The organism is Nesterenkonia halobia (assembly GCF_039536005.1).
Classification (GTDB): Bacteria; Actinomycetota; Actinomycetes; order Actinomycetales; family Micrococcaceae; genus Nesterenkonia; species Nesterenkonia halobia.
Genome location: NZ_BAAAYG010000003.1, coordinates 560,394 through 585,908 on the forward strand (window position 1 = coordinate 560,394; position 25,515 = coordinate 585,908).

Consider the following 25,515-nt stretch of genomic DNA (forward strand, 5'->3'; position numbering starts at 1 on the left):
AGGAGCGGCCGTCGACATCGACTGGAAGGGGCTTCCTCCATGGACGTCAAGCTCACCACCAAATCGCAGGAGGCCGTCTCGGCCGCCGCGATGAACGCCAACACTGCGGGCAACCCCCAGGTCGAGCCCGCGCACATCCTCAAGGCGCTGATGGACCAGCGCGAGTCGGTCGCCGTCGCCCTGCTCAAGGCCGCCGGCGCCGACCCCGACGCGATCTCGACCCGCGCCTCGGCGGCCATCCAGCAGCTGCCCTCGACCTCCGGCGACGCCGTCTCCTCGCCGCAGTTCTCCCAGGCCGGGCTCACAGTGGTGAAGGCGGCCCAGGCCGAGGCCCAGCAGATGGGCGACGACTACGTCTCCACCGAGCACCTGCTCATCGGCGTCGCCGCCGACGCCGGCCCGGCCGGTCGCGCGCTGGCCGAGGCGGGGGCGAGCTCCGAGGCGCTGAAGGCCGAGCTGCCGAGGCTGCGCGGCGACCGCAGGGTCACCAGCCCGGACCCCGAGGGCACCTTCCAGTCGCTGGAGAAGTACGGCACCGACCTGACTGAGATCGCCCGCTCGGGGCAGCTCGACCCGGTCATCGGCCGCGACGCCGAGATCCGCCGCGTCGTCCAGGTGCTCTCCCGCCGGACCAAGAACAACCCGGTGCTCATCGGCGAGCCCGGCGTCGGCAAGACCGCCGTCGCCGAAGGGCTGGCCCAGCGCATCGTGGCCGGCGACGTCCCCGAGTCGCTGCGCGACAAGACGCTGATCGCCCTGGACCTCAGCGCCATGATCGCCGGGGCGAAGTACCGCGGCGAGTTCGAGGAGCGCATGCAGGCGGTGCTGGAGGAGATCAAGAACGCCGACGGCGAGATCATCACCTTCATCGACGAGCTGCACACCGTCGTCGGCGCCGGCGCCTCCGAAGGCTCGATGGACGCGGGCAACATGCTCAAGCCCATGCTGGCCCGCGGCGAGCTGCGGCTGATCGGCGCGACCACGCTGGACGAGTACCGCGAGAACATCGAATCCGACGCCGCGCTGGAGCGCCGCTTCCAGCAGGTGCTGGTCGGCGAGCCCTCGGTGCCCGACACCATCGGCATCCTGCGCGGTCTCAAGGAGCGCTACGAGGCCCATCACAAGGTCGCGGTGGCCGATTCCGCGCTGGTCGCCGCCGCCACGCTCTCCGACCGCTACATCTCCGGCCGCCAGCTGCCGGACAAGGCCATCGACCTGGTCGACGAGGCCGCCTCGCGGCTGCGCATGGAGATCGACTCCGCTCCGGTGGAGATCGACGAGCTGCGCCGCACCGTCGACCGGATGACCATGGAGGAGATGGCCCTGGCCGCCGAGACCGACGCCGGCTCCGCCGAGCGGCTGGAGACGCTGCGCGGCGAGCTGGCCGACAAGAAGGAGGAGCTGGCCGAGCTCACCGCCCGCTGGGAGGCCGAGAAGGGCGAGCTCAACCGGGCCGGCGAGCTGCGCGTCCAGCTCGACGAGCTGCGCGGCCACGCCGAACGGGCCCAGCGCGAGGGCGACCTCGCCGAGGCCTCGCGGCTGCTCTACGGCGAGATCCCGCAGCTCGAGGAGCAGCTCGCCGCCGCCGAGGCGGAGGAGTCCACCACCCCGGAGCACGGCGAGAAGATGGTCGCCGACGAGGTCGACGCCGACGGCATCGCCGAGGTCATCGCCGCCTGGACCGGCATCCCGGCCGGACGGATGCTGCAGGGCGAGACGGAGAAGCTGCTCGAGATGGAGCAGCTCATCGGATCGCGGCTGATCGGCCAGGAGGCGGCGGTCACCACCGTCGCCGACGCCGTCCGTCGGGCGCGCACCGGCGTCGCCGACCCGGATCGGCCCACCGGCTCCTTCCTGTTCCTGGGCCCCACCGGCGTGGGCAAGACGGAGCTGGCCAAGGCGCTGGCGGAGTTCCTCTTCGACGACGAGCGCTCGATGATCCGGCTGGACATGTCCGAGTACTCGGAGAAGCATTCGGTCGCCCGGCTGGTGGGTGCGCCTCCCGGCTACGTCGGCTTCGACGAGGGCGGCCAGCTCACCGAGGCGGTCCGGCGTCGTCCCTACTCGGTGATCCTGCTCGACGAGGTGGAGAAGGCCCACTCCGAGGTCTTCGACATCCTGCTGCAGGTCCTCGACGACGGCCGGCTGACCGACGGCCAGGGCCGCACTGTGGACTTCCGCAACACGGTGCTGATCCTGACCTCCAACCTGGGCAGCCAGTTCCTGGTGGACCAGCAGCTCGAGGAGGAGCAGCGGCGCAGTCAGGTCATGGACGTGGTGAACCGCTCCTTCAAGCCGGAGTTCCTCAACCGGCTGGACGACATCGTCATGTTCGACGTGCTGTCCATGGAGCAGCTGGGCAGCATCGTCGACCTGCAGGTCGAGTCGCTGGCGCAGCGGCTCTCCTCGCGTCGGCTCGCCCTGGAGGTCAGCGACGACGCCCGCGAGTGGCTCGCCGTCGCCGGCTACGACCCGGCCTACGGCGCCCGGCCGATGCGCCGGCTGGTCCAGCGCGAGATCGGCGACCAGCTGGCCCGGCTGCTGCTCTCCGGCGACGTCCAGGACGGCGACACGGTGCTCGTCGACCGCGACGAGCTCTCGGCGGACTCCGCGGCGATGCACGGGCTGACTGTGCGGAAGCAGGAGGAGCCGGCGCAGCCGGAGGCCCCGGCCGCCGGCTGATCGCGCGACGCCGGGAGCGCGCGCTCCTCGGCGGCCGGGCCGGCGTCGAGGGCGGCCCTCCATCGAGTGGCGGCCCCCAGCGGCATCTCCCCTCACGACACGGCGTGTCGGCGGGCAGATCTCGCTGGGAGCCGCCACTCGATGCATCGGGAAGGGCTGTCGCTACAGGTGCACGCCCTCCCGGGCGAGCAGCGCGCGCTTGATCCCCACGCCGCCGAAGCCGTAGCCGCCGATGGACCCGTCGGCGAGGATCACCCGGTGGCAGGGCACCGCGAAGCCCACCTGGTTGTGCGCACAGGCGCTCGCCGCCGCCCGGTGCGCCTGCGGGCGCCCGGCCATGACGGCGAGCTCCCCGTAGGAGACGGTCTCGCCGGCCGGCACCTCGCGCAGCGCCGCCCAGACCCGCTGGCGGAACTCCGGCCCCGGCTGGGCGACGGCGAGAGCGTCGAAGGCGGTCAGGTCGCCGGCGGCGTAGGCGGCCACCGCCTCGGCGACGGCGCCGCGATCAGTGGGCAGCGGGTTCATCTCACGGTCGGCGGTGGCCGGGTCCAGCCGCTCGAACGTGTCCATCTGCTGCTCGAGCAGCCGCCCGATGGCCGCGACGTCGGGCTCGGCGCCCTGCGGGCGGGCCAGCCCGGCGGCGCGGATCGTCTCGTCGTCGGGGGAGTGGACCACCACGAGGGTCCCCAGGTCCTCCAGCGGCGCGGAGGACCAGCGCAGCTCGGGCAGCTCGGGTGCGGCGTCGGCGGATGTGCTCATCGGGTCCTCCAGGTCGGGTGCGCGGATCGAGGGGCGGAGAGCGGCGGGTCAGGCGATCAGCCGGCGGACGTGGGCGGCCATCAGCTCATGCTCGACGTCGTCGTATCCGGGGCCCAGCAGTCCGGAGCGCAGCGTGTGGACCATGCCGAGCAGGCCGGTCCAGACGGTGACCGCCCGCAGCGCCGACGTCGGCGACACGGCGACCCCCAGCTCGTCGAGGTCGGCGACGAGCCGCTGCGCCGCCGGGTGCTCGGCCGCCTCCTCCGCCGGAAGCGGCGCGGCGTCGTCGGGCAGCGCGTCGACCAGCCGGACGACGTGCCGGGCGACGCGGGTGCCGGGCAGCAGCGTGCGGTCGCGCGGCGCCCGGTAGTCGGTCAGCGGCGTGCCGTGGATGAGCTCCCAGCGTCGCGGGGCGCGGCGCGACCAGTCCAGCATCGCCGCGGCGAGGACGTCGAGGCTGTCGCCCTCGCGGGCCAGCGCGTCCTCCACCGTCTCGGCGAGGGCGTCATAGGCGTCGGCGATCAGCAGGGTGATCAGCTCGTCCCGGCTGCGGACGTAGCGGTACACCGCGCTGGAGACCAGTCCCAGCTCCCGGGCGACGGCGCGCAGCGAGAGACCCTGCATCCCTTCGGCGTCGAGCTGACGATTGGCGATCTCCAGCACGGCGGCCTCAGTGTCCCGCCGGCTCTTCTGACGCGGCGTCAGCCGGGGCGCCTCGGCCGCCGCGCCGGTCGGGCGGTGGGCGGTGCTCATGGCCGCGATCCTAGCAGTCAGCGGAAGCAGTGCTCGCGGCGGCGTGGTGCTGTCGCGAAGAAGAGTACTGGTCACGAAAGAGAGCAGCGCTCTTGTCATGCGGGAGGCCGGCGCCGTAATATCTCGTCCAGGAAGCGAGAGCACTGCTCTCGAATGTCTCGGAAGGAGTGCGGATGCGTGCGGCAGCGGTGATCGGCCATGGACAGATCGGGGCGCGACTCGTGCGGGACCTGCTCGCCGCAGGCGTGCCGACGACGGTGATGACGCGGTCCTCGGCGGAGGTGCCGGAGGCGGCGCGGCACCTGATCGGCGACGCCGGCCGTCACGCGGACGTCGCCGCGGCCGCGGCGGGCGCGGAGGTCATCTTCGCCTGCTTCCACGCGCCCTACGACGCCCGTCGCTGGGCCGCGCAGCTCCCCGGGCTGGAGCGCACAGTCCTCGACGTCGCCGCCGAGAGTGCGGCGACCGTCGTCTTCCCCGAGTCGGCCTACGGCTTCGCCGGCGTCCTCGCCGCCGAGGGCGTGCTGCGCGACGACGCCGCGCCGGCTCCGGTCGAGGCCAAGGGGCGGGTGCGGCAGGAGCTGCTCGCCGCGCGTCAGGCTCACCCTGCCCGGGCGATCAGCGTGCTGGCCGGCGACCTGATCGGCGTCGACGCGGCGCCGGCCACCAGCGTGGTGCGGATGATGATCACCGATCCCGTCGCCGTCGGGCGCCGGGCGATGATCCCGGCCGATCCGGACGTCGCCCACGCGCTCACCGACATCGCCGACCTGACCGCGGCGATGCGCCGAGCCGGCGAGCGGCCCGAGGACGTCCTCGGCGCGGGATCGCATCGGCTGCTCATCGCGCCGTCCGAGGCTCCGACGCTGCGCGAGGTGCTCGCCCGGGCCGAACAGGTCGCCGGCGGGCGCCGGCGGCGGCCGCTGGTGCTGCCGCATGCGGCGCTGGCCGCCGCCGGGCTGGTCAGCCGGACGATCTTGGAGGTGGCGCGGCTGAAGCCGCTCTGGCGCCGGCCGGGCACGCTGGTCGCCAGCACCGAGCTCCTCGAGGCCGGGCCGGCGAGTCCCTGGGCGGACAGCGTGGCGGCGATGGTCCGCGACGGGCGCTCCGCGGACGGGAGTCCCCAGAGGCCCGGGCGGGCCGGCGATGGCGCATCGGCCGAGGCGTGACGTCCCTCGCACCCGTCGGCGTCGGGGCGGCTCCGAGCGAGCGGGGGTCCGCAGGCCCCCTCGACCGCGACGGCGGGGGTCAGTGCTGTGCGGTTCCGCCATGCCACGGGCGCGCGCGGCCGCGCCGTCGCGTCCCGCTCGGCGACGGACGTTCCGCAGACATGTTAACCTGGGAAGCACGAATCAGGAGATCGTAGAGTTACTCCCGCGGTGATTCCTGCCCGACATCGCGAGGACCAGAGACGACAGAGGGGGTCTCGCTCATGGGGCGCGGCCGTCAGAAGGCGAAAGCAACCAAGCAGGCGCGGGAGATCAAGTACTACACCCCGAACACTGATCTGTCCGCTCTCGAGAGGGAGCTGGCGCAGAAGCGGGGCGATCTTCCTGCCGAGGACACCACCTCCTCCGAGGACGATCCATACGACGTCGACGAGCTCTCCGAGCGCTACGGCCGCTGAGCGGCGCGCTCGCCGCGAGCCGCCGCCGCCGAGGGTGCGACGCGCATCCTGTCCGTCCGACCCGACGATGACCGTCGGGTCGTTCTCTGTCGTGCCGGGAGGTCATGCCGCGTGGAGGAGCTGACGTCGGAGTCGTTCCCGGCACCCGTGGCCGATGCCCACCGGGCCGCGCTGCGCTCCATCGCCCGCGTCGTCGACGAGACCGCCGAGCCGCAGGACCCGGCCGTCGCGCGGGACGGGATCCTCGAGCTGCTGCGCGGCGGCGAGGTGCTGTGCGTGACCGGCGCCGGGGTCTCCACCGACTCCGGCATCCCCGACTATCGCGGCCCGAACGGCTCGCTGCGCCGGCACCGGCCGATGACCTACCAGGAGTTCCGGCACGACGACGCCGCGCGCCGTCGTTACTGGGCGCGCAGCTTCGTCGGCTGGCGGCATATGAGCGCGGCGGCCCCGAACGCCGCGCACCGCCTGCTGGCCGACTGGCAGCGACGCGGGCACCTCGGCGGGCTGATCACCCAGAACGTCGACGGGCTGCATGCCGCCGCCGGCGCGGACCCGGTCGTCCCGCTGCACGGGGACCTGGACACGGTGCTGTGCCTGACCTGCGACAACCGCGAGCACCGGGCGGGGCTGGACCGCCGGCTGGAGGAGGCCAACCCCGGCTTCGCCGAGGCCGCGGCCGTCGCCGCGGAGAACGTCAACCCCGACGGCGACGTCGAGCTGGACGAGGCCTGGGTCGCCCGCTTCCACATGGTCGGCTGCCTGGTCTGCGGCTCGACGCATCTGAAGCCCGACGTCGTCTACTTCGGCGAGAGCGTGCCCGCCGAGCGCAAGGCCGCCGTCGACGCGATGGTCGCCGACGCCCGCGCGCTGCTGGTGGTCGGCTCCTCGATGGCGGTGATGAGCGGCTTCCGCGTCGCGCTGCAGATGCATCGCGCCGGCCGGCCCATCGGCGTCATCAACGGCGGTCCCTCGCGCGCCGACGCCAAGGCGCCGTTCCGCTGGCGCACGCGCATCACTCCGGCGCTGGAGGAGCTCGACGCCGCGCTGCGCTGAGCGGGCGCGCCGGCAGTCCCGTCGGCCAGTCGCACCGAGCGGATCAGGGCGTCTCGTCCGCGGCGCCCAGCTGCACGATGGCCTCGACGATCCGCGCCCGCTGCCCGGCGTCGAACGTGCCCGGGGTCAGCGCCTCGTAGAACCACAGCCCGTCGGCGGCCAGCCGCGCGAGGAAGGGCAGCAGCTCGGGATCGACGGCCACGCCGGTGCGCTGCATCTCGGAGTCCGTCTCCCCGGAGTCCGCCTCCCCGGGGTCCGTCTCCCCGGAGTCCGCCGCCTCGCCGCTGGGGGCCGGCGGCGACCACCGCTCGTGGACCTGGTCCCAGGCGGCCTGCGCGTCCGAGTCCTGCGCGGACTCCAGCATGAGCAGCAGCTCGGCACGGTCCGGGTTCTGCGAGGCGCGGATGTAGGCCTCCAGCCGCCGGGCGTCGGGGAGCTGGTCGTGCGGCGCCCCCGCCTCGCGCTCCATGCAGGCCTCCCACTGTCCGGCCACATGCTCGTGCAGCGCCAGCAGCAGATCCTCGCGGGTGGGGAAGTGGTAGAGCAGCCCGCCCTTGGTCAGCCCGGACTCGACGGCCGCGGACTCGAAGGTCAGGGCGGTCACGCCGTCGCGCTGGACGATGCGGGTGGCCGCCTCGAGGATCTCGGTGCGCTTGGACTGTCGGATGGTCGGTCACCTCAGGGGTCTCGGGCGGGTGCGGTGCCCGCGGAGCAGGCTGCATTCCAGGGTATGTCGCGCGGCGCCCGGCCGCCGAACACGTCCTCGCCTCCCGCGCTCAGTGGTCGCCGGGATGCGCCTGCGAGGCGGTGCCCGGCAGATGGCGGCGGAGCAGCCAGCCCGTGGCCGCCGCGCCGAGGACCATGGCGACGGCGACGGCGACGACCACTGCGAGGAAGGCGGAGTCCATCGCCTCGGCGGCGGCCGCGACGAGCGCCGGATCGGAGGAGCTCAGCGCCGCCGCAGGGCTCGGCGCGGCGACCCCGTCGGCGCCGTCGGGCCTCTCCAGGGCATGCAGGTAGACGGCGTTGAGCAGGCTGCCCAGCACGGCGACGGCGACCAGACCGCCGAACTCGTAGGAGACCTCCTCGAGGGAGGCCGCCATCCCGGCTCGATGCCGCGGCACGTTGCCGATGATCGCCGTCGAGGCCACGGAGATCGCCGCGCCGAGGCCGAGACCGAGGACCAGCAGCCCGGCGAGCAGCAGGTCCAGCCGGTCGACGACGGCGGCGACGACGAGGCCCCCGGCGCCGAGTGCGGCCACGCTCAGGCCGCCGCCGATGAGCACCAGCAGGCCGAGTCGGTGCAGCACCGCCCCGCCGGCGAGCGCGACCGGCAGCGCCCCCAGCGAGAGCACGGCGACCACGAGTCCGGCCTGCAGCGGGGTGAAGCCCTCCACCAGCTGGTAGCGCTGGGTGACGGCGAACTGCAGCCCCATGATCGCGAAGATGCTGGCCCCCGCGGAGACCACGCCGGCGCTGAAGGCGCGATTGGCGAAGATGGAGAAGTCGATCAGCGGGTCGGCCAGCCGGCGCTGCCGCCGGACGAAGGCGGTCAGCGCGACGGCGGCGACGACGGCGGCCGCGCCGGCGGTGGTCCAGTGCGGCGGCGTCGTCGCCAGGGACTTGATGGCCAGCACCGCTCCGCCCAGGCCGAGCAGCGCCTGCGCCGAGGAGACCCCGTCCCAGCGGCGCGAGGGGTCGGTGACGTTGGCCGGGCCGAGCGCGACGATCGCCGCGGAGGCGGCGACGGCGACGGGCACGTTGACCAGGAAGACCGAGCCCCACCAGAAGTGTTCGAGCAGCAGGCCGCCGACGACGGGGCCGGCGGCCAGGCCGGCGACTGAGACCCCGGCCCAGATCGAGACGGCCAGCGTGCGCTCGCGCTCGTCGGAGAAGGTCACGCGGATCAGCGCCAGCGTGGCCGGCAGCATCGCCGCCGCGCCGACGGCCAGCAGTCCCCGGGCGCCGACGAGCATCTCCGGGGTCGGGGAGAGCGCGGCGGTCAGCGAGGCCAGCGCGAAGAGGCCGAGGCCGTGCTGGAAGAGCCGCTTGTGCCCGATCCGGTCGCCCAGACCCCCGGCGCCGGGCAGCAGGCCGGCGATCACCAGCGGGTAGGCGTTGATGATCCACAGCGACTGGCCCGACGTCGCGCCGAGCTGCTCGGTGAGCACCGGCAGCGCGGTGTAGAGGATCGAGTTGTCCAGCGTGATGAGCGCCAGGGCGGCGGAGACGATCCCCAGCACGCTCCAGCGGCGCCACCGGGGCATGGCGGTCCGGCGCACCAGCGGGAGGGGAGAGGTCATCGTCATGCCGCAAACTATACCGGACGTATGGTTAAGTTTGTCAGAGGGGGCGAGCAGGGTCACACCCGGGGCGACGACGGTGCCGCTGCCGGAGCGCGCAGGCCGGGTGTTGATAGTCTTCCTGGCATGCAGATCCCCGCCGAGCAGCCCTTCGTCCCCGTGATCACCGGCGGAGACGTCGGGGCATACTCCTGGGCCCGCGAGTTCCACGAGGCCTTCGGCGTGGTCTCGGCGGTGGTGCCCACCCGGCTGAACCGGAACCTGAAGCATTCGCGCATCCTCGACGCCTTCCCGGCCGGCGTGATGACCGACGAGCAGACCACGATCACCGCGCTGATCGACGTCGCCGAGCGGCTGACCGACTCCGGGGCGAACCCGCGGCCGCTGGTGCTGCTGGCGACCTACGACCACATCGTCCAGGCGGTGCTGCGTCACCGCGAGGAGCTCGAACGCTGGTACGTCATCCCCTTCCCGGACCGTGCGACGGTCGAGCAGGTCGCCGACAAGGAGTCCTTCGCCGCGATCTGCCGCCGGCTGGGCATCCCGCACCCGCGCGAGACGCGGCTGTCGATGGCCGAGCACGACCCGGCGCGCACGGAGCAGATCGTCGCCGCGACGCTCGACGAGCTGGGCGCCGACTTCCCGCTGATCCTCAAGGCCGCCGACAGCTGGGCCTGGGCGCAGACCACCTTCGCCGGTCGGCGGAAGGTGCACCGCGTCGAGGACGCCGCCGAGCTCGGCCGGCTGCTCGACGCCGCGGCCGGCGCCGGCTTCGACGACGTCTTCCTGCTGCAGGAGCTCATCCCCGGTCCCGACTCGCAGATGAGGGTGGGCTCCTACTTCCGCGACGCCGCCGGGCGGATCCGGCTGCGCGCCGTCGGCGAGGTGCTGCTGGAGGACCATGCGCCGGGGCTGGAGGGCAACTCCCGAGCCATCCTCACCTCGGCCGACCCGCAGATCGACGAGCACGCCGAGACGTTCCTGCATGAGGTCGACTGGCACGGCTTCGCGATGTTCGACGTGAAGATCGACCCGCGCGACGGCAGTCCGCAGTTCTTCGAGATGAATCCGCGGCTGGGGCGCAATCACTTCTACCTCACCGCCGGCGGGGTCAACCCGGCCGAGCTGGTCGTCCAGCAGCACCTGGCCGAGGCGCTGACCGGCGCCGGCGTCGAGCTGCCGCGCGAGCTGCCGGAGACCACGCGCCCCGACGCGCTGCACACCACAGTGCCGCTGTCGCTGGCGCGCCGCTTCGCCGACGCCGACCAGCGCGCCCGCGTGGACGCCGCCGCGCGGGCCGGAGCAGTGCACAGTCCGTTCCGCTACCGGCCGGACCCCGATCTGCGGAAGCGGGCGTACCACGCGGCCGTGCTGCTGAAGAGCCTGCGCGAGGTGCGTCAGCACCCTCCGGCGTGAGCACACCTCTCGCGCTCGACGTGCTCGACCACTGGTCTGGGCTCATCGAGGCCTGACGGTGTCGCGAGGAGGGGGCGAGGATGACGACGCCGTCCGCCCGCTGAGCTCCGGCGTCGCCCCGCCCGCTCAGCGGCGGGCCATGTAGAGCCGGAAGGCCTTGGCCAGCAGCGGGCTGATCTCGAAGTCCCACTCGCCCTGGGTCTGCACGACGTCGGCGCCCATCGTGGTCTTGAACCGGGTCAGACCCGCCAGCTCGTGCTCCGGATCCAGCGAGGGGCTCAGCCCGCCCAGGTCGTACCAGCGGCATCCGGCGGCCAGCGCGTCCTCGATCTGGCGCAGCTGCAGCGCCCGCGGGGCGTAGCGCTTGCGCTCCTGCGCCGCCGAGGCGCCGTAGACGTACCAGGCGAAGCGCCCCTGCCGGACGAAGATCGCCGCGGCCAGCAGGGTCTGGTCCAGATGGGCGAAGTACAGCGTGCACTCGGTGTCGTCCGCGGCGTTGAGCGCGCGGTGCATGCGCTGGAAGTAGCTCAGCGGCCGGCCGGTGAAACCGTCGCGCTCGGCGGTCTCCTCGTAGAGCTCCTGCCAGGTGGGCAGATCCTCCTCGCCGCCGACGCTGATGGTCAGCTCCGAGCGGGTGGACTTGCGGGTCTGCCGGCGCGAGGTCTGGTCCATCCGCGCCAGCACCGCCTCGGCGTCGAGGCCGGCGCCGTCGTCGTCGACCAGCGGGATGCGGGCCTGGAACTGCGGCTGGCCGGCCTCGAACTCCTCCGACTCGCCGGGAGCCTGCCAGCCCAGCGCGGTGAGCTCCTCGCGGACGGCCTCGGCGTCGTCGTCGACGGTGAGCGGCTCGAGCTCGGTGAGCATCCGGTGCTCGCCGGCGGCCAGCGCCCTGCGGACGTCGCCGGCGGCCCAGCGGCGGCGCACCCCGGGCAGGCCCATGCGGACCAGGAAGGCGCCGTCGCGGCGCAGTCGCTCGGTGAGCGCGGTGAGCACCGCGGGCAGGTCGACGTCGTCGGCGTCGAGGACCGGCCCCTCGGCCAGGTAGGCCAGCGTCCGGCCGCCGACCAGCGGCACGGCCGAGGGCACCGGCAGCGGCCGGTGCAGCACCAGGGTGGCGGCGACGAGGCGGTCGTCGGCGAAGACTCCGAGGGACTCGCCGCGCCAGCCGCTCTTCACCTCCGGCCAGCGGGGATTCTGCAGGAAGGAGGCCGTCGGGTGGGCGGCGAGGAACTCGGCGTGGGCGTCGGCGGAGAGCGGCGCGACCGTCAGGGTCGGGGTCTCCGGGAGCGGCGTCGGGCTGTTCACAGCAGAGAGCCTACCGGCAGTCTCCGAGCAGAGTCTGGACGCCGTCCGAACGCGGCCCGGCGGGTCCCTGCGGCACAGTTTCTCGCTCAGGACGGGTAGGAGCCGGTGAGCAGCACGCCGCCGCCGTCGACGCCCTTCGCCCCCTGGACGAAGTCCTCGCCCGCCTCGGCCACCCGCGCGTCCTGCGGGTCGTGCGCGGAGACCTCACCCATCACCCAGGCGGCCTCGCCGGCGGCCGAGAGCGTGTCCAGTGCGGACTCGGCGTGCTCGGCGTCGACGACGGCGACCATCCCGACGCCGAGGTTCAGCGTGCGCTCCAGATCCGCCTGCGGGACCGCGCCCAGCTCGGCGATCACCCGGAAGATCGCCGGCCAGGACCAGGTGGAGCGGTCGACGGTGGCCATCAGGCCCTCGGGCAGCACGCGGGCCAGGTTGGCGGCGAGCCCGCCGCCGGTGACGTGGCTGAAACCGCGCACCGGGGCGTCGTCGGCGGTCGGGGCCTCGGCCGGGTCGCCGTTGAGCGCGCGCACCAGGTCCATGCAGGAGCGGGTGTAGAGCCGCGTCGGCTCCAGCAGCTCCTCGCCGATGCTGCGGCCGAACTCCGCGACGTGGCGCTCGTAGCCCCAGCCGGCCGACTCCAGCACGCGGCGCACCAGCGAGTAGCCGTTGGAATGCACGCCGGAGGAGGCCATGCCGATCACCACGTCGCCGGCGCGGACCCGCTGCGGGCCCAGCACTGCGGAGGCGTCGACGACGCCGGTGGCCGCCCCGGCGACGTCGTACTCGTCGGGGGCGAGCAGCCCCGGGTGCTCGGCGGTCTCGCCGCCGATCAGCGAGGTGCCGGTCAGCGAGCAGGCCTCGGCGATGCCGCGCACGATCGCCGCGATCCGGTCGGGATCCACCGAGCCGCAGGCGATGTAGTCGGTCATGAACAGCGGCTCGGCGCCCATCACCACGATGTCGTCGACGACCATGCCGACCAGGTCGTGGCCGATCGTGTCGTGGCGGTCCATCGCCTGCGCGATGGCGACCTTGGTGCCCACTCCGTCGGTGGAGGTGGCCATCAGCGGCTTCGGCAGCCGGGTCAGCGCCGAGGCGTCGTAGAGTCCGGCGAAACCGCCCACCCCGCCCATCACGGCCGAGGAGTGGGTGGCCTGCACCGCCGACTTCATCAGCTCGACGGCGCGGTCTCCGGCCTCGACGTCGACGCCGGCCGACGCGTAGGTGATCGGCTCGGGCTGTTCAGCCTGCTCGGGCTGTCCGGTCATCGGGGGGCCTCCGTGGGGATCTCGTCGGCGACGTCGAACTCGGCGTCCGGGCCGGGCTCGCAGCCCGACCCCGAGGATCCGGCGGCCTCGGACGGCGCGGAGCCGCCGACGGCAGGATCCTCCAGCAGCAGCTTGCCGCGCCGGGACTCGGGCGGCAGCGGGATCGGGTACTGGCCCGAGAAGCAGGCGGTGCACAGCGTCGAGGGCGGCTGCTCGGTCGCGGCGATCATCCCCTCCTCGGAGATGTAGGCCAGCGAGTCGGCGGAGACCGCCTGGCGGATCTCGTCCATCGTCGCGCCGGTGGCGATCAGCTCCGCCCGGGTGGCGAAGTCGATGCCGTAGAAGCAGGGCCACTTGATCGGCGGCGAGGAGATCTTCACGTGCACCTCGGCGGCGCCGGCCTCCCTGAGCATCCGCACGATGGCCCGCTGGGTGTTGCCGCGGACGATGGAGTCGTCGACGACGACCACGCGCTTGTCGCGGACCACGTGGTCCTGGACGTTGAGCTTCAGCCGGATGCCCAGCTGGCGCAGCGTCTGCGAGGGCTGGATGAAGGTCCGGCCGACGTAGGAGTTCTTGATGAAGCCCTGGGCGAAGGGCAGCCCGGACTCCTCGGAGTAGCCCACCGCCGCCGGCGTGCCGGACTCGGGCACCGGGATGACGATGTCGGCGTCGTGGCTGTCCTCGCGGGCCAGCTGACGGCCCATCTCCACGCGCGACTCGTAGACCGAGCGGCCGTTGATCAGCGCGTCGGGCCGGGCCAGGTAGACGTACTCGAAGACGCAGCGCGCCGGGTCCGAGGCGGCGAAGTGCTGGCTGCGCACGCCGTCGGCGTCGATGGCGATGAACTCGCCCGGCTCGATTTCGCGGATCACCGAGGCGCCGACGGTGGCCAGCGCCGACTGCTCGGAGGCGACCACCCAGCCGCGGTCCAGCCGGCCGAGCACCAGCGGGCGCACGCCCTGGGCGTCGCGGGCGGCGTAGAGGGTGTTCTCAGTCATGAACACGAAGCAGAAGGCGCCCTGCAGCGTCGGCAGCAGCTGCATCGCCTGGGCCTCGAGGTCCTCGCCGGGCTGGTCCTTCAGCAGCGCGGTGACCAGCGCAGTGTCGGTGGTGTTGCCCTGGGCCAGCTCGCCGAAGGCCGGAGCCTCGCCGCCGTTGCGCTCGACCAGCCGGTCGTAGAGGTCCCCGGAGTTGGTCAGATTGCCGTTGTGACCCAGCGCGACGGTGCCGTGCGGGGTGTCGCCGAGGGTCGGCTGGGCGTTCGACCACTGGTTGGAGCCGGTGGTGGAGTAGCGGCAGTGCCCGACGGCGATGTGCCCGCGCAGCGCGGTCAGCGTCGACTCGTCGAAGACCTGCGAGACCAGTCCGATGTCCTTGTAGACCCGGATCGACTCGCCGTCGGAGGCGGCGATGCCGGCGGACTCCTGGCCGCGGTGCTGCAGCGCGTAGAGCCCGTAGTAGGCGAGCTTGGCGACCTCCTCGCCGGGGGCCCAGACGCCGAAGACGCCGCATTCGTCCTGGGGCGCGGCGTCCTCGTCCAGCAGATTGAAGTTCAGGCGGCCGTCAGCGCTGGCCATGGGCGGAGTTCCTCTCAGTGGGGGCGGCGCCGGATCCGGACTCCCGCGGCACCGCGTCGTAGGTGCGGCCGCGCCCGCGGGTGCGGCGCTCGGCGATCAGCCAGGCGACGGCGCCGAGGGCCAGCCCCGGCAGTCCGAGGACGACGGCGAGGAAGCCGGCCGAGCTCAGCGTGGAGTACCCCTCGGTCGGGCCGGTGACGATCGCCAGCACGACGGCGGCGACCACGCCGACGGCGGCGCCGACGACCAGGAAGGGGACCAGGCGCGGGGCATGGCGCACCGTCACCTGCCGATGCTGCTCGCGGGAGGACATGGCTCCAGTCTACTGGGCGCGGGGAAGGCGTGATGAATCGGGGAGGCAGCCGTCCGTCAGGCGGACGGCGCGGCGGCGCATCGCCGTGCCGCGACGGACCGTGGCGACGTCGTGACGTCCTGTCGTCGGGCTGTGAGATGTCGTCGGGCTATAGCGCTGCGACATCTCAGAGCCCTGCGGTATCAGCGAGGGGAACGAGCGGCGCGCACCATTATGCGTGCTCGAAGTGCAGTATGAATCGCGGTAGAGGTGCAGTATAAGTTCTGCTCAGGGTTCAGTATGTATTCTGTTGAAGGTATCGTGGAGCTATGGTCTACCTGGAGCGCACTCTGGATCAGCAGCTCGACGCCCTCCTCGCCGTCGCCCCGGCCGTCGCCGTCGAAGGACCGAAGGGCGTGGGAAAGACCGACACGGCGGCTCGGCGCGCCGAGACCTCCTGGATGCTCGACGACCAGGATCAGCGCGGACTGCTGGCGGCCGACGCCTCGAGGCTGAGACGCCGGTCCGGGACGACGCTGGTCGACGAGTGGCAGCGACTGCCCGAGACGTGGGACGTGGTGCGTCGGATGGTCGACGACGGCGCCGAGGCCGGCTCGTTCCTGCTCACCGGCAGCGCGACGCCGACGGACGGGCAGGGTACGCACAGCGGAGCCGGACGGATCCTCTCGCTGCGGATGCGGCCGATGGCCCTCCACGAGCGGGGGACGGCGACTCCGACGGTGAGCCTCCAGGGTCTCCTCGACGGAGAGGCCGAGCCGATCGAGGGCGAGACCGACTGGTCGGCGGCGGACTATCTCGCAGCCGTCGTCGAGAGCGGCTTCCCGGGCATCCGTGATCGGCCTGCCCTGCTGCGCGAGGAGCTGCTCGATTCGTATCTCGACCGCATCATCGACCGCGACCTGCCGGACTTCGGGTTCACCGTGCGCCGGCCGGAGACGCTCCGCCGCTGGCTCGCGGCCTATGCCGCCGCCTCGTCCACGACGACGAAGTACTCCGAGCTGCTGGACGCCACGACCGCCGGCGACGGCAGTCAGCCCAGCAAGTCCACGACGATCGCCTACCGCGACCATCTGACCCAGCTGTGGCTGCTCGACCCGGTCCCCGGCTGGTCCCCGACGGCCAACTCCTTCGGCCGGCTCCAGCAGGCGCCGAAGCATCAGCTGGCCGATCCGGCCCTCGCCGCACGTCTGCTCCACCACGACGTCGACAGCCTCATGTCGCCCCATGGTGCGTCGACGGCCGGGCGACTCGTCGAATCCCTGGCCACGCTGGGCGTCCGCGTCGCCGCCGGCGCGGCTCGTGCTCGTGTCGGGCACCTGCGGACCGGCAACGGCGACCGCGAGGTGGATCTCATCGTGGAGGGACGGGGAGGACGCGTCGTGGGCATCGAGGTGAAGCTCGCCGCCTCGGTCACCGATCGCGATCTGCGGCACCTGCACTGGCTGCGCGAACGGATGGGGGACCAGGTCGCCGACCTCGTCGTGCTGACCACCGGTCGGTACGCGTATCGGCGTCAGGACGGCGTGGCCGTGGTGCCGCTCGCGCTGCTGGGCGCATGAGGCTCCGGCGCGTCCTCAGTCCTCCAGCTCGCCGCCGGTCAGCCGGCGGTAGGCGTCCAGGTAGCGCTCGCGGGTCGCGGCGACGACGTCGGCCGGCAGCGGCGGCGGGGCGACGTCGGAGCCGCGATCCCAGCCCGAGGCCGGCGAGGTCAGCCAGTCGCGGACGTACTGCTTGTCGAAGGAGGGCTGGGCGCGGCCCGGCTCCCATTCCTCGGCCGGCCAGAACCGCGAGGAGTCCGGGGTGAGGACCTCGTCGCCGAGGACCAGCTCACCGGTGCGCGGGTCGTGGCCGAACTCCAGCTTGGTGTCGGCCAGGACGATCCCGGCCGCCCGACATCTCTCCTCGGCCAGCGCGTGGACCCGCAGCGTCGCCTCGCGCAGCTGCTCGGCCTGCTCGGCGCCGACCTGCTCGGCCAGCGTGGCGAAGCTGATGTTCTCGTCGTGGCCGCCCTGCTCGGCCTTCGAGGACGGGGTGAAGATCGGCTCGGGCAGCCGCGAGCCGTCGACGAGCCCGTCGGGCAGCGCGATGCCGGTGACCGTGCCGGACTGCCGGTACTCGGCCAGTCCGGAGCCGGCCAGGTGTCCGCGGACGATGCACTCGGCCTCGACCATGTCCAGCGCGCGGCAGATCATCGCCCGGCCGGCGACCTCGGCGGGCACCTCGGTGGAGACCACATGCGAGGGGACGCCGGCGGCCTCGAGCTGGGCGAACCACCACAGGCTCAGCTGGGTGAGCACCCGGCCCTTGTCCGGGATCGGTGTGGAGAGCACGTGGTCGTAGGCGCTGATCCGGTCGGAGGCGACCACCAGCAGCACGTCCTCGCCGTCCCAGGCCGAGCCCGGCGCCGGACGGTGCAGCTCGCGGACCTTGCCGGAGGAGACGTGGACCCAGCCGGGGATCGACGACGGCGCGCCGTCGTCGGCGCGGCCGAAGGTCGCGGCGTCTCCCGCGTCATCGCCGTCTCCGGCGACGCCGGGCACCTGCACCCGTCCGGCCAGCGCCTCGGCGGCGATGTCGCCGCGGTGCTGCGCGCCGGTCCAGGAGATCTCGCCGACGCCGGCGTAGGCCCGCTCGACGGCCTGCTGCAGCGTGTCACCGGTGCCGACCACGGCCAGCACCCGGCCGCCGGCGGTGACGACGGCGCCGTCGTCGTCGGTCGCGGTGCCGGCATGCAGCACGGCCGTGCCCTCGCGGGCGGCCGCGGCGTCGAGCCCGGTGATGACGTCGCCCTTCCGCGGGCTGTCGGGGTAGTTCTCGGCGGCCAGGACGACGTCGACGGCGTAGCCCTCACGCCAGCTCAGCTCGCGGTCGGCGCCCAGCGAGCCGGTGGCGCAGTCCAGCAGCAGCTGGCCCAGCGGGGTCTGGAGGCGCTCGAGCACCGCCTGGGTCTCCGGATCGCCGAAGCGGGCGTTGAACTCGACCACGCGCACGCCGCGGGAGGTGATCGCCAGCCCGCAGTAGAGCACCCCGACGAAGGGCGTGCCGCGGGAGGCCATCTCGGCCAGCGTCGGCTTCGCCACGCGCTCGACCACCGTCTCGGTGACGTCGCGGGAGACGCCGTCGGGGCCGTCCTCGGTGTGGTCGGCCAGCCAGTCCAGCGGGGTGTAGGCGCCCATGCCGCCGGTGTTCGGGCCCTCGCCGCCGTCGCGGATGCGCTTGAAGTCCTGCGCGGGGGAGAGCGGGACGAGGTCCTCGCCGTCGCAGAGCACGAAGAGCGAGACCTCGGGGCCGTCGAGGAACTCCTCGATCACCACGCTGCCGCCGGCGGCGAAGCAGGTCTCGGCGTGGGCCAGCGCGACGGCGCGGTCCTCGGTGACCACCACGCCCTTGCCGGAGGCCAGCCCGTCGTCCTTGACCACATGCGGGGCGCCGAAACGGTCCAGGGCCGCCGCGGCCGTCCCGACGTCGGCGGCGTGCACCGATCCGGCGGTCGGGACCCCGGCGGCGTGCATGACGTCCTTCGCGAAGGCCTTGGAGGCCTCCAGCTGCGCGGCCGCACCGGAGGGGCCGAAGACCGGGACCCCGGCGGCGCGGACGACGTCGGCGACTCCGGCGGCCAGCGGGGCCTCCGGGCCGACGACGACCAGGTCGAAGCCGCCGTCGACCGCCAGGCCGGCGACGGCGTCGCCGTCGGAGGCGTCGAGGGCGTGGCAGACGACGTCGGCCGCGATCCCGGCGTTGCCGGGCGCGGCTTCGACGGCGGCGACGGACTCATCGCGCAGCAGCGCGCGGACGATGGCGTGTTCACGGCCTCCGGGGCCGACGACGAGGATCTTCACAGTGATCCAGCGTACGCGAATCCGCCCGCGCGCGGCCCGCCCATGAACCCCCGGACGGGGAGCGCGCGGGTGCATAGACTAGGAGGCATGAGCGCGACGAACTCCGCGAAGCAGTCCTCGTCCTCGACCGCGGCGCACACCGCCGCCGTCGAGGAGTCCGCCGAGCTGGCCTGGGTGACCCGCGCCGGCACGGTGGAGTCCCGGCACATCGGCTCGGCGGTGATGGTCGATCCCGACGGCTCCGTCGTCGAGTCCCTCGGCGCGCCGTCGCGGCCGATCTTCCCGCGTTCGACGCTCAAGCCCTTCCAGGCGATCGCCGCGCTGCGCAGCGGCGCGCTGATCTCCGGCGAGGCCGTCGCCGTCGCCTGCGGCTCGCACCACGGCTCCAAGCGCCACCAGGAGCTGGTGGCCTCGATGCTGCGCGCCGAGTCCCTGGACGAGTCGGACATGAAGTGCCCGACCGCCTGGCCCGCCCGCGAGCAGGACTTCATCGACCACCTCGAGAACGCCCGGCCGAAGACGCGGCTGGCGTTCAACTGCTCGGGCAAGCACGCCGCCTTCCTGGCAGCCGCCCGCACCCAGGGCTGGCGGCTGGCCACCTACACCCGCCCCGAGCATCCGATGCAGCAGGCGGTCATGGAGGTCATCGCCGAGTACTGCCGGGAGACCCCGGGCGTGGTCGGCGTCGACGGCTGCGGCGCGCCGGCGCCGACGGTGTCGCTGACCGGGCTGGCCCGCGGCTTCTCCGCGATCGCCTCGGCCACCTCCCGCCGCGACGCCGAGGTCCACGCCTTCACCGTCAACCAGGCGATGCTCGACTTCCCCTGGGCGGTGCACGGCCGCGGCGAGGCCAACACCGTGGTCATGGAGGAGCTGGGACTGCTGGCCAAGCTGGGCGCCGAGGGCGTGCTGATCGTCGGCGCGCCCGACGGCACCGCCGTGGCGGTCAAGACCCTCGACGGCAGCCAGCGAGCTCACCACCTCGTGGCGCTGAGCCTGCTGGCCGCCCGCGGGGTCATCGACCTCGATGATCTGGCCCGGGTGCTGACGAAGATCAACAAGCCCATCGTCGGCGGCGTCGACGGCGAGCAGGTCGGCAGCGTCCGGCTGGCGTCTCCGGTGCTGGAGCGGCTGTGACGGCCGCGACCGAGGCGGGGAGGCGCTGAGCATGGCCCGACGCCGCATCACCTCCGCCCGCGGTCGCGCGGCCGTGCGCGCCTGGCGCGAGGCCGAGGACCTGGCCGCGCTGGACCGCCGCACGCTGGCCGATGCGGTGCGCTATCTGCTCGAGGAGCTCGCCGAGGTCGCGCCCGGGAACTCCGTGGAGGTCCGGGTGCCGCCGCTGGGCGTGACCCAGTGCGTCGAGGGCCCGACCCACACCCGGGGCACGCCGCCGAACGTGGTCGAGCTCAGTCCGCAGGTCTGGCTGCAGCTGGCCGCCGGCGGGCGCGCCTGGGAGGAGGCGCTCGAGACCGGCGACGTCGCCGCCTCCGGAGTGCGCGCCGACCTCTCGACGGTGCTGCCGCTGATGCGCTGAGTCGCCGGGGCGGGCGACGGCGGCTGGATGCGATCAGCTGGTCATCGAGGTCTCCCAGGCGGCATGCAGCCGGGAGAAGTAGCCGCCGGCGGCGATGAGCTCGTCGGGGGAGCCGTCCTCGACTATCTGCCCGTGGTCGACGACGAGCACCCGGTCGGCGATCGTCACTGTCGACAGCCGGTGGGCGATGATCAGCGCGGTGCGGTGTCCGAGGAGCTTCTGCAGCCCCTGCTGGACCAGCTGCTCGCTGGGCAGGTCCAGCGAGGAGGTCGCCTCGTCGAGGATCAGCACCGCCGGATCGGCCAGGAAGGCCCGGGCGAAGGAGATCAGCTGCCGCTGCCCGGCGGAGAGTCGCCCGCCGCGGCTGGAGACGTCGGTGTCATAGCCCTCGGGCAGCGAGGCGATGAATTCGTGGGCGCCCACCGTCCAGGCGGCCTCGACGATCTCCTCCTCGTCGGCGTCGGGCCGGCCCAGGGCGATGTTGTCCCGGATGCTGCCCGAGAACAGGAACGCCTCCTGGGTCACCATCGCCACATGCCGGTGGTGGTCGTCCAGCGCCAGCTCGCGCAGGTCGACGTCGTCGAGCTTCAGCGATCCGGAGGAGACGTCGTAGAAGCGCGCCAGCAGCTTCACCAGCGTCGACTTGCCCGCACCGGTGGTGCCGACGACGGCGACGGTCTGACCGGCCGGGATGTGCAGATCCAGCGGGCCGAGCACGGTGGGGCCGTCCTCGGTGTAACGGAAGGCGGCGTCGGCGAAGCGCACCTCGCCGGCGCAGGAGTCCAGATGCTCCGGCTCCTCGGCCTCCTCGATCGTCGGCTGCTCCTCGAGCAGTCCGGAGACCTTCTCCAGAGCCGCCGTCGCCGACTGCAGCGAGTTGTAGAACATCGCGATCATGTCCAGCGGCTGGAAGACGCGCTTGGTGGCCAGCAGCAGCGCCACCAGGATGCCCACATCGAGGTCCCCGGAGAGCACGCGGAACCCGCCCCAGACCAGCACGGCGGTCACCGTCAGATTGCCCAGCGCCATCAGCGTGGGCTGCAGGATGCCGAAGAGCCCCAGCGAGTGGACCATGTCGTCGCGGTAGGCCCCGGCCAGCCGACGGTACTGCCGGGAGCGGGCGGTCTCGCGGCGGAAGGCCTGCACGGCACGGATGCCGGTCATCGTCTCCACGAAGTGCACGATCATCCGTGCCGAGGAGATGCGGGTCTGGCGGTAGGCGACCTCCGAGCGCAGCTGGTACCAGCGGCCCAGGAAGCCGATCGGCACGGCGACGGCGAGCAGCAGCAGGCCCGAGCGCCAGTCCATGATCCAGATGGAGATCGCGGTGAAGGTCATGAACATGACGCCCTGCACCAGCGAGTTGATGCCGCCGTCGAGCAGCTCGCGCAGCGACTCCAGATCCGAGGTCTGCCGGGAGATCACCTTGCCGGAGGTGTACTCCTCGTGGAAGTCCAGGCTCAGCTGCTGGGTCTGGCGGAAGACCTCGCCGCGCAGCGTGAAGAGCATCTGCTGGGAGACCGACGCGGTCATCCGGGTGTAGGCCATGATGAGCAGTCCCGCGGTGAGCGCGGCGACGACATAGGCCGAACCGGGCAGCCACATGCCGATCATCTCGCCCTCGGTCATCCGCGGCAGGCCCCAGTCGATGGCCCAGGCGATGATCATCGGCGTCGAGGCCTGGGCGGCCTGGGCGATGAGCACGCAGGCCACGGTCAGCAGCAGCTTCGCCCGCACGCCCTGCGACAGGTGCGCGAGCAGCTTCAGTGAGCGGCGGCGGATGAACCTCCGCTCGTCGGCGTCCATCTGCACCTGCTCCTCGCCGGCGGTGCCGCGCAGGTAGTCGTAGGCGGAGTCCGACGGGGAGAACCGGCCGGCGCGCAGCTCGTCGGAGATCGGTGTGCCGATGGTCGCGGCGACCGGGTCGGCGTCGAAGTCCGGGACCTCGTCCGTGCCCGGGTCGGCGTGCCGGGCGTCGGTCTGCTCAGCCATGCTGGGGCACCTCCTGCCGCGATCCGGGCTCCGGGCAGTCGCAGGCGTCCTCGGCCTCGCGGGTCGAGCCGCCGGCGCCGTCGTCCTCCGGCTCCTCCAGCTCCTCCGGCTCCGGCGTCGTGCTCATCACGCGGCGGTAGCCGGGGCTGGAGGCCAGCAGCTCGGAGTGGGTGCCGACTGCGGCGATGCGTCCCTCGCGCAGCAGCGCGACGCGGTCGGCCAGCGCGACGGTCGAGGGGCGGTGGGCGACGATCAGCGTGGTGGTGCCGTCGAGCACCTCGCGCAGCCGCGCGGTCACCCGCTCCTCGGTGCGCACGTCCAGCGCGGAGAGCGGGTCGTCGAGCAGCAGGATCGACGGCGAGGCGGCGATCGCCCGAGCCAGGGCCAGGCGCTGCCGCTGGCCGCCGGAGAGGCTGAGCCCCTCCTCGCCGATGGGGGTGTCGACTCCGTGGGGCAGGTCGTCGACGAAGTCGGCGTCGGCGGTGGTCAGCGCCCGCCGCATGAGCTCCTCCAGCTCGTCGGCGGACGGCGTCTCCGCCCGCGCGGGGTGCTGGGGGTCGTCGGCGTCGCGGGCATGCGCGGTGCCCAGCAGCACGTTGGCGCGCACCGTCGCCGAGAACAGCGTGGGGTCCTCGAAGGCGACGGCGAGCCGGGAGCGCAGATCGGCCAGCTCGTAGTCGCGGACGTCGACGCCGTCGACGCGCACTGCGCCGGAGGTGACGTCGTGCAGCCGCGGGACCAGGCTCATCAGCGTCGAGGTCCCGCCGCCGGTCTGCGAGACCAGGGCCATCGTCTCTCCCGGCTCCAGCCGCAGCGAGGCCCCGTCGAGCAGATCGCGCTCGGCCGGGTCGGCGTCGGGGTGGCGGAAGTGCACGGCGTCGAACTCGAGCAGCCCCTGTTCCTCGGCGGTGGCCGGCGCCTCGGGCGAGGCGATGGTGTTCTCGGTGTCCATCACGTCGGCGTGCCGATCGATGGCGGTCTTGGCGGTGAATGTCATGCCCAGCAGCATCCCGACGCCCTCCACCGGGCCCTTGAGCACTGCGGCGGTGGCGAAGAAGGCCGCCAGCGCACCGACGCTGACGCCGGTGGTCTCCTCGTTCGCGACCTGCCAGAGGCCGATGAACAGGCAGAGGCCCAGCACCGTCTCAGGCAGCACGACCATGACCATGTTGAACTCGGCCTGGGTCCGGGCCTTGCGGACCTCGGTGCCGCGCAGCTTCTCCGCCTCGGTCGCGAAGCTCTTCAGCGCGTGGTGCCCGCGGCCGAAGGCCTTGAGCACGCGGATGCCGTGGACCGACTCCTCGACCTGCGTGGCGACGTCGCCGGCCTGGTCCTGGGCGCGCCGGGAGTAGCCGACGAAGCGGCGGCGGAAGTGCGGGCCGTAGATGGTGATCGGCACGGCGGCGACCAGGAAGATCACGGCGAGCAGCGGCGAGAGCGACATCATCAGGATCAGTCCGATCACCACGCTGACCAGCGAGGAGATGAACATGATCGAGCCGAAGGCGAACCAGCGGCGCAGCAGGTTCAGATCGGCGATGGCCCGGGACTGCAGCTGGCCGGCGCCCCAGGCGGTGTGGAAGCTGGCGGGCAGATGCTGCAGCTTGTCGAAGAGCGTGGTGCGCATCGAGGTCTCGGCGTCGGAGGCCGGCGGGATGACGAAGATGCGCCGCAGGAAGAACAGCGCGGCCTCCAGCAGGCCCAGCCCCAGGATCAGCCCCGCCGCGCCCCAGACGGCGCCGGAGTCCGCCCCCTCGGCCAGCACCGAGTTGACCAGCTCCTGGATCACCTGGGGGATGATCAGCGCCACGATGCCGGCTCCCACGGCGGAGAGCAGGCCCAGGGTCCAGCGGAGACGGATGCCGTGGAGATACGGGTCGAGCCGCCGCAGGGCCTGCACGAGGGTGCGGCGGCGGGTGGAGGACTCGGCGTCCGAGAGCTGCGAATCTCGTGGCATGAGAGCACACAGCTTAGTTGACCGATCACTCGGAGGGAAGAGCTGGGCACATGTCCGAGCGTCTCCTCAGAGATGTCCACGAGGCATCGTGCGCCGTCGCGGCGGGGTGGTGTCCTTGCTGAACGACCGGAGTGCAGGAGGTCAGGCGCGCGGCAGCAGGTCCAGGACCGTCGCCTCCGGAGGGCAGTTGAAGCGCAGCGGGGCGGTCCGCGAGGTGCCGATGCCGGCGGAGACGTGCAGCGCGACCTCGCGGCCGGTCGAGGAACGCACGGCGGACAGCCCGCCGGCCTGCGACCGGGGGAGGTCGCAGTTGGTCACCAGGGCGCGGCGGCCGGGCAGGCAGACCTGTCCGCCGTGGGTGTGGCCGGCCAGGATCAGGTCCGCGCCGGTGTCGGCGAAGGTGGTCAGCGTCGAGCCCACCGGAGCGTGGGCGAGGCCCAGGCGCAGCACGTCGTCCCGCGCGGTGCCCCGCGGCCAGCCGGCGAAGCGGTCCAGGCCGATGTGCGGATCGTCGACGCCGGAGAGGTGCACCGCCCGGCCGGCGACGACGGCCTCCTGGGCTCGATTGCGCAGATCGATCCAGCCGGATCCGGTGAAGCCGGCGATCAGCTGGTCGGCGGGCAGGTGCTCCGGCTCGGCGGGCGGCGCCGAGGGGCCGACGAGATAGCCCAGCGGGTTCTTCAGCCGCGGCCCGTGGTAGTCGTTGGATCCGGTGACGAAGACGCCCGGGACGCGGAGCAGCGGGCCCAGCGCCTCCAGCAGCTCGGGCACGGCCTCGCGGTGCGAGAGGTTGTCCCCGGTGTTGACCACCAGATCCGGCTGCAGCTCCGCGAGCGACTGCAGCCAGGCGAACTTCCTCCGCTGGCCGGGGACGTAGTGGATGTCCGAGATGTGCAGGATCCGCAGCGGCCGCGCTCGGGGCGGCAGCACGGCGGGCCGCTCGTGCCGGACGGTGAAGCGGGTCAGGCCGATCGTGCCGGCGTAGGCCAGCGTCCCCAGCCCGACGGCGGCCGTTCCGGCGGCGGCCAGGGCCAGGGGGCGGGGGATCCGCGGGAGAGTGCTGCAGTCGGGCACGGCGAAGCTCCGTGATCTCGATCGGGCGCGTCGGCCGCCGACGGCGGCCGACGC

The 25,515-nt window shown here is 73.1% G+C and carries 20 protein-coding genes; 8 read left to right on the forward strand and 12 right to left on the reverse strand.

Going from position 1 to position 25,515, the window contains the following annotated elements:
* The first annotated feature begins 39 nt into the window (after positions 1-39).
* Positions 40-2,682, forward strand: a complete 2,643-nt coding sequence (clpB, locus tag ABD652_RS05240; RefSeq protein ID WP_344718891.1) for an ATP-dependent chaperone ClpB — start codon at positions 40-42, stop codon at positions 2,680-2,682.
* 162 nt (positions 2,683-2,844) lie between these two features.
* Here clpB and ABD652_RS05245 read toward each other — a convergent pair whose 3' ends face one another.
* Both ABD652_RS05245 and ABD652_RS05250 read right to left on the reverse strand, forming a co-directional pair.
* Positions 2,845-3,441, reverse strand: coding sequence for a methylated-DNA--[protein]-cysteine S-methyltransferase (locus tag ABD652_RS05245; protein ID WP_344718893.1), 597 nt, complete (start codon positions 3,439-3,441; stop codon positions 2,845-2,847).
* A gap of 48 nt (positions 3,442-3,489) precedes the next feature.
* The gene (locus ABD652_RS05250; RefSeq protein ID WP_344718895.1) at positions 3,490-4,194 is read right to left on the reverse strand and encodes a TetR/AcrR family transcriptional regulator; all 705 of its coding nucleotides are present in this window, start codon (positions 4,192-4,194) and stop codon (positions 3,490-3,492) included.
* A 173-nt stretch (positions 4,195-4,367) separates the two neighbouring features.
* On the opposite strand from ABD652_RS05250, the gene ABD652_RS05255 reads away from it, so the two are divergent.
* From ABD652_RS05255 to ABD652_RS05265, 3 genes are all read left to right on the forward strand, one after another.
* On the forward strand, positions 4,368-5,363 hold the full coding sequence (locus ABD652_RS05255; RefSeq protein ID WP_344718897.1) for an NAD(P)H-binding protein: 996 nt from the start codon (positions 4,368-4,370) through the stop codon (positions 5,361-5,363).
* A gap of 263 nt (positions 5,364-5,626) precedes the next feature.
* Positions 5,627-5,821 (forward strand): DUF3073 domain-containing protein, encoded by a 195-nt coding sequence (locus tag ABD652_RS05260; protein WP_010524716.1) that lies wholly within the window; start codon positions 5,627-5,629, stop codon positions 5,819-5,821.
* A 111-nt stretch (positions 5,822-5,932) separates the two neighbouring features.
* Positions 5,933-6,877, forward strand: coding sequence for a Sir2 family NAD-dependent protein deacetylase (locus ABD652_RS05265; RefSeq protein ID WP_344718900.1), 945 nt, complete (start codon positions 5,933-5,935; stop codon positions 6,875-6,877).
* 43 nt (positions 6,878-6,920) lie between these two features.
* Here the strand turns inward: ABD652_RS05265 and ABD652_RS05270 are convergent, their stop codons facing one another.
* Complete coding sequence (locus ABD652_RS05270; protein WP_344719064.1) at positions 6,921-7,544, reverse strand: TetR/AcrR family transcriptional regulator; 624 nt, start codon at positions 7,542-7,544, stop codon at positions 6,921-6,923.
* A gap of 109 nt (positions 7,545-7,653) precedes the next feature.
* Positions 7,654-9,186 (reverse strand): MFS transporter, encoded by a 1,533-nt coding sequence (locus tag ABD652_RS05275; protein ID WP_425574543.1) that lies wholly within the window; start codon positions 9,184-9,186, stop codon positions 7,654-7,656.
* Between the two features lie 120 nt (positions 9,187-9,306).
* Here ABD652_RS05275 and ABD652_RS05280 point away from each other — a divergent pair, with 120 nt between their 5' ends.
* Positions 9,307-10,596 (forward strand): carboxylate--amine ligase, encoded by a 1,290-nt coding sequence (locus tag ABD652_RS05280; RefSeq protein WP_344718902.1) that lies wholly within the window; start codon positions 9,307-9,309, stop codon positions 10,594-10,596.
* A 126-nt stretch (positions 10,597-10,722) separates the two neighbouring features.
* On the opposite strand, the gene ABD652_RS05285 is transcribed toward ABD652_RS05280, so the two are convergent.
* The 4 genes from ABD652_RS05285 to ABD652_RS05300 form a co-directional block, all read right to left on the reverse strand.
* Entirely contained in the window at positions 10,723-11,901 is a 1,179-nt protein-coding gene (locus ABD652_RS05285; RefSeq protein WP_344718904.1) for a lipid II:glycine glycyltransferase FemX, read from the reverse strand.
* A gap of 86 nt (positions 11,902-11,987) precedes the next feature.
* The gene (gene purM, locus ABD652_RS05290) at positions 11,988-13,169 is read right to left on the reverse strand and encodes a phosphoribosylformylglycinamidine cyclo-ligase (RefSeq protein WP_344718906.1); all 1,182 of its coding nucleotides are present in this window, start codon (positions 13,167-13,169) and stop codon (positions 11,988-11,990) included.
* Positions 13,166-14,749, reverse strand: a complete 1,584-nt coding sequence (gene purF, locus ABD652_RS05295; protein WP_344718908.1) for an amidophosphoribosyltransferase — start codon at positions 14,747-14,749, stop codon at positions 13,166-13,168. The genes purM and purF overlap by 4 nt, the downstream gene beginning before the upstream one ends.
* Positions 14,736-15,062, reverse strand: a complete 327-nt coding sequence (locus tag ABD652_RS05300) for a hypothetical protein (protein ID WP_344718910.1) — start codon at positions 15,060-15,062, stop codon at positions 14,736-14,738. The genes purF and ABD652_RS05300 overlap by 14 nt, the downstream gene beginning before the upstream one ends.
* A gap of 308 nt (positions 15,063-15,370) precedes the next feature.
* On the opposite strand from ABD652_RS05300, the gene ABD652_RS05305 reads away from it, so the two are divergent.
* A complete protein-coding gene (locus ABD652_RS05305) occupies positions 15,371-16,621 on the forward strand; it encodes an ATP-binding protein (protein WP_344718912.1) in 1,251 nt (416 codons plus the stop codon).
* Positions 16,622-16,636: 15 nt separating this feature from the next.
* Here ABD652_RS05305 and purD read toward each other — a convergent pair whose 3' ends face one another.
* Positions 16,637-18,901, reverse strand: coding sequence for a phosphoribosylamine--glycine ligase (purD, locus tag ABD652_RS05310; RefSeq protein ID WP_344718914.1), 2,265 nt, complete (start codon positions 18,899-18,901; stop codon positions 16,637-16,639).
* Positions 18,902-18,988: 87 nt separating this feature from the next.
* On the opposite strand from purD, the gene ABD652_RS05315 reads away from it, so the two are divergent.
* Both ABD652_RS05315 and ABD652_RS05320 read left to right on the forward strand, forming a co-directional pair.
* Positions 18,989-20,038 carry an asparaginase gene (locus tag ABD652_RS05315; protein ID WP_344718916.1) on the forward strand — a complete coding sequence of 350 codons (1,050 nt, stop codon included), beginning with the start codon at positions 18,989-18,991 and terminating at the stop codon, positions 20,036-20,038.
* Between the two features lie 31 nt (positions 20,039-20,069).
* A complete protein-coding gene (locus ABD652_RS05320) occupies positions 20,070-20,438 on the forward strand; it encodes a sterol carrier family protein (RefSeq protein ID WP_344718918.1) in 369 nt (122 codons plus the stop codon).
* Between the two features lie 33 nt (positions 20,439-20,471).
* Here the strand turns inward: ABD652_RS05320 and ABD652_RS05325 are convergent, their stop codons facing one another.
* From ABD652_RS05325 to ABD652_RS05335, 3 genes are all read right to left on the reverse strand, one after another.
* Positions 20,472-22,244: an ABC transporter ATP-binding protein gene (locus ABD652_RS05325; protein WP_344719068.1), complete on the reverse strand. Its 1,773-nt coding sequence runs from the start codon at positions 22,242-22,244 to the stop codon at positions 20,472-20,474.
* Positions 22,245-22,422: 178 nt separating this feature from the next.
* A complete protein-coding gene (locus ABD652_RS05330) occupies positions 22,423-24,387 on the reverse strand; it encodes an ABC transporter ATP-binding protein (RefSeq protein ID WP_344718920.1) in 1,965 nt (654 codons plus the stop codon).
* A 141-nt stretch (positions 24,388-24,528) separates the two neighbouring features.
* A partial coding sequence (locus tag ABD652_RS05335) for a metallophosphoesterase (protein ID WP_344718922.1) occupies positions 24,529-25,515 on the reverse strand: 987 nt, incomplete at its 5' end.

Excerpts from the sequence above, each read along its gene's own strand:
- ABD652_RS05280 (WP_344718902.1), top strand. The coding sequence starts at position 9,307 with ATGCAGATCCCCGCCGAGCAGCCCTTCGTCCCCGTGATCACCGGCGGA.
- ABD652_RS05315 (WP_344718916.1), top strand. The coding sequence starts at position 18,989 with ATGAGCGCGACGAACTCCGCGAAGCAGTCCTCGTCCTCGACCGCGGCG.
- ABD652_RS05255 (WP_344718897.1), top strand. The coding sequence starts at position 4,368 with ATGCGTGCGGCAGCGGTGATCGGCCATGGACAGATCGGGGCGCGACTC.
- purF (WP_344718908.1), bottom strand. The coding sequence starts at position 14,749 with ATGGCCAGCGCTGACGGCCGCCTGAACTTCAATCTGCTGGACGAGGAC.
- ABD652_RS05300 (WP_344718910.1), bottom strand. The coding sequence starts at position 15,062 with ATGTCCTCCCGCGAGCAGCATCGGCAGGTGACGGTGCGCCATGCCCCG.
- ABD652_RS05260 (WP_010524716.1), top strand. The coding sequence starts at position 5,627 with ATGGGGCGCGGCCGTCAGAAGGCGAAAGCAACCAAGCAGGCGCGGGAG.
- clpB (WP_344718891.1), top strand. The coding sequence starts at position 40 with ATGGACGTCAAGCTCACCACCAAATCGCAGGAGGCCGTCTCGGCCGCC.
- ABD652_RS05325 (WP_344719068.1), bottom strand. The coding sequence starts at position 22,244 with ATGGACGCCGACGAGCGGAGGTTCATCCGCCGCCGCTCACTGAAGCTG.
- purM (WP_344718906.1), bottom strand. The coding sequence starts at position 13,169 with ATGACCGGACAGCCCGAGCAGGCTGAACAGCCCGAGCCGATCACCTAC.
- ABD652_RS05250 (WP_344718895.1), bottom strand. The coding sequence starts at position 4,194 with ATGAGCACCGCCCACCGCCCGACCGGCGCGGCGGCCGAGGCGCCCCGG.
- ABD652_RS05320 (WP_344718918.1), top strand. The coding sequence starts at position 20,070 with ATGGCCCGACGCCGCATCACCTCCGCCCGCGGTCGCGCGGCCGTGCGC.
- ABD652_RS05305 (WP_344718912.1), top strand. The coding sequence starts at position 15,371 with ATGGTCTACCTGGAGCGCACTCTGGATCAGCAGCTCGACGCCCTCCTC.
- ABD652_RS05330 (WP_344718920.1), bottom strand. The coding sequence starts at position 24,387 with ATGCCACGAGATTCGCAGCTCTCGGACGCCGAGTCCTCCACCCGCCGC.
- ABD652_RS05245 (WP_344718893.1), bottom strand. The coding sequence starts at position 3,441 with ATGAGCACATCCGCCGACGCCGCACCCGAGCTGCCCGAGCTGCGCTGG.
- ABD652_RS05275 (WP_425574543.1), bottom strand. The coding sequence starts at position 9,186 with ATGACGATGACCTCTCCCCTCCCGCTGGTGCGCCGGACCGCCATGCCC.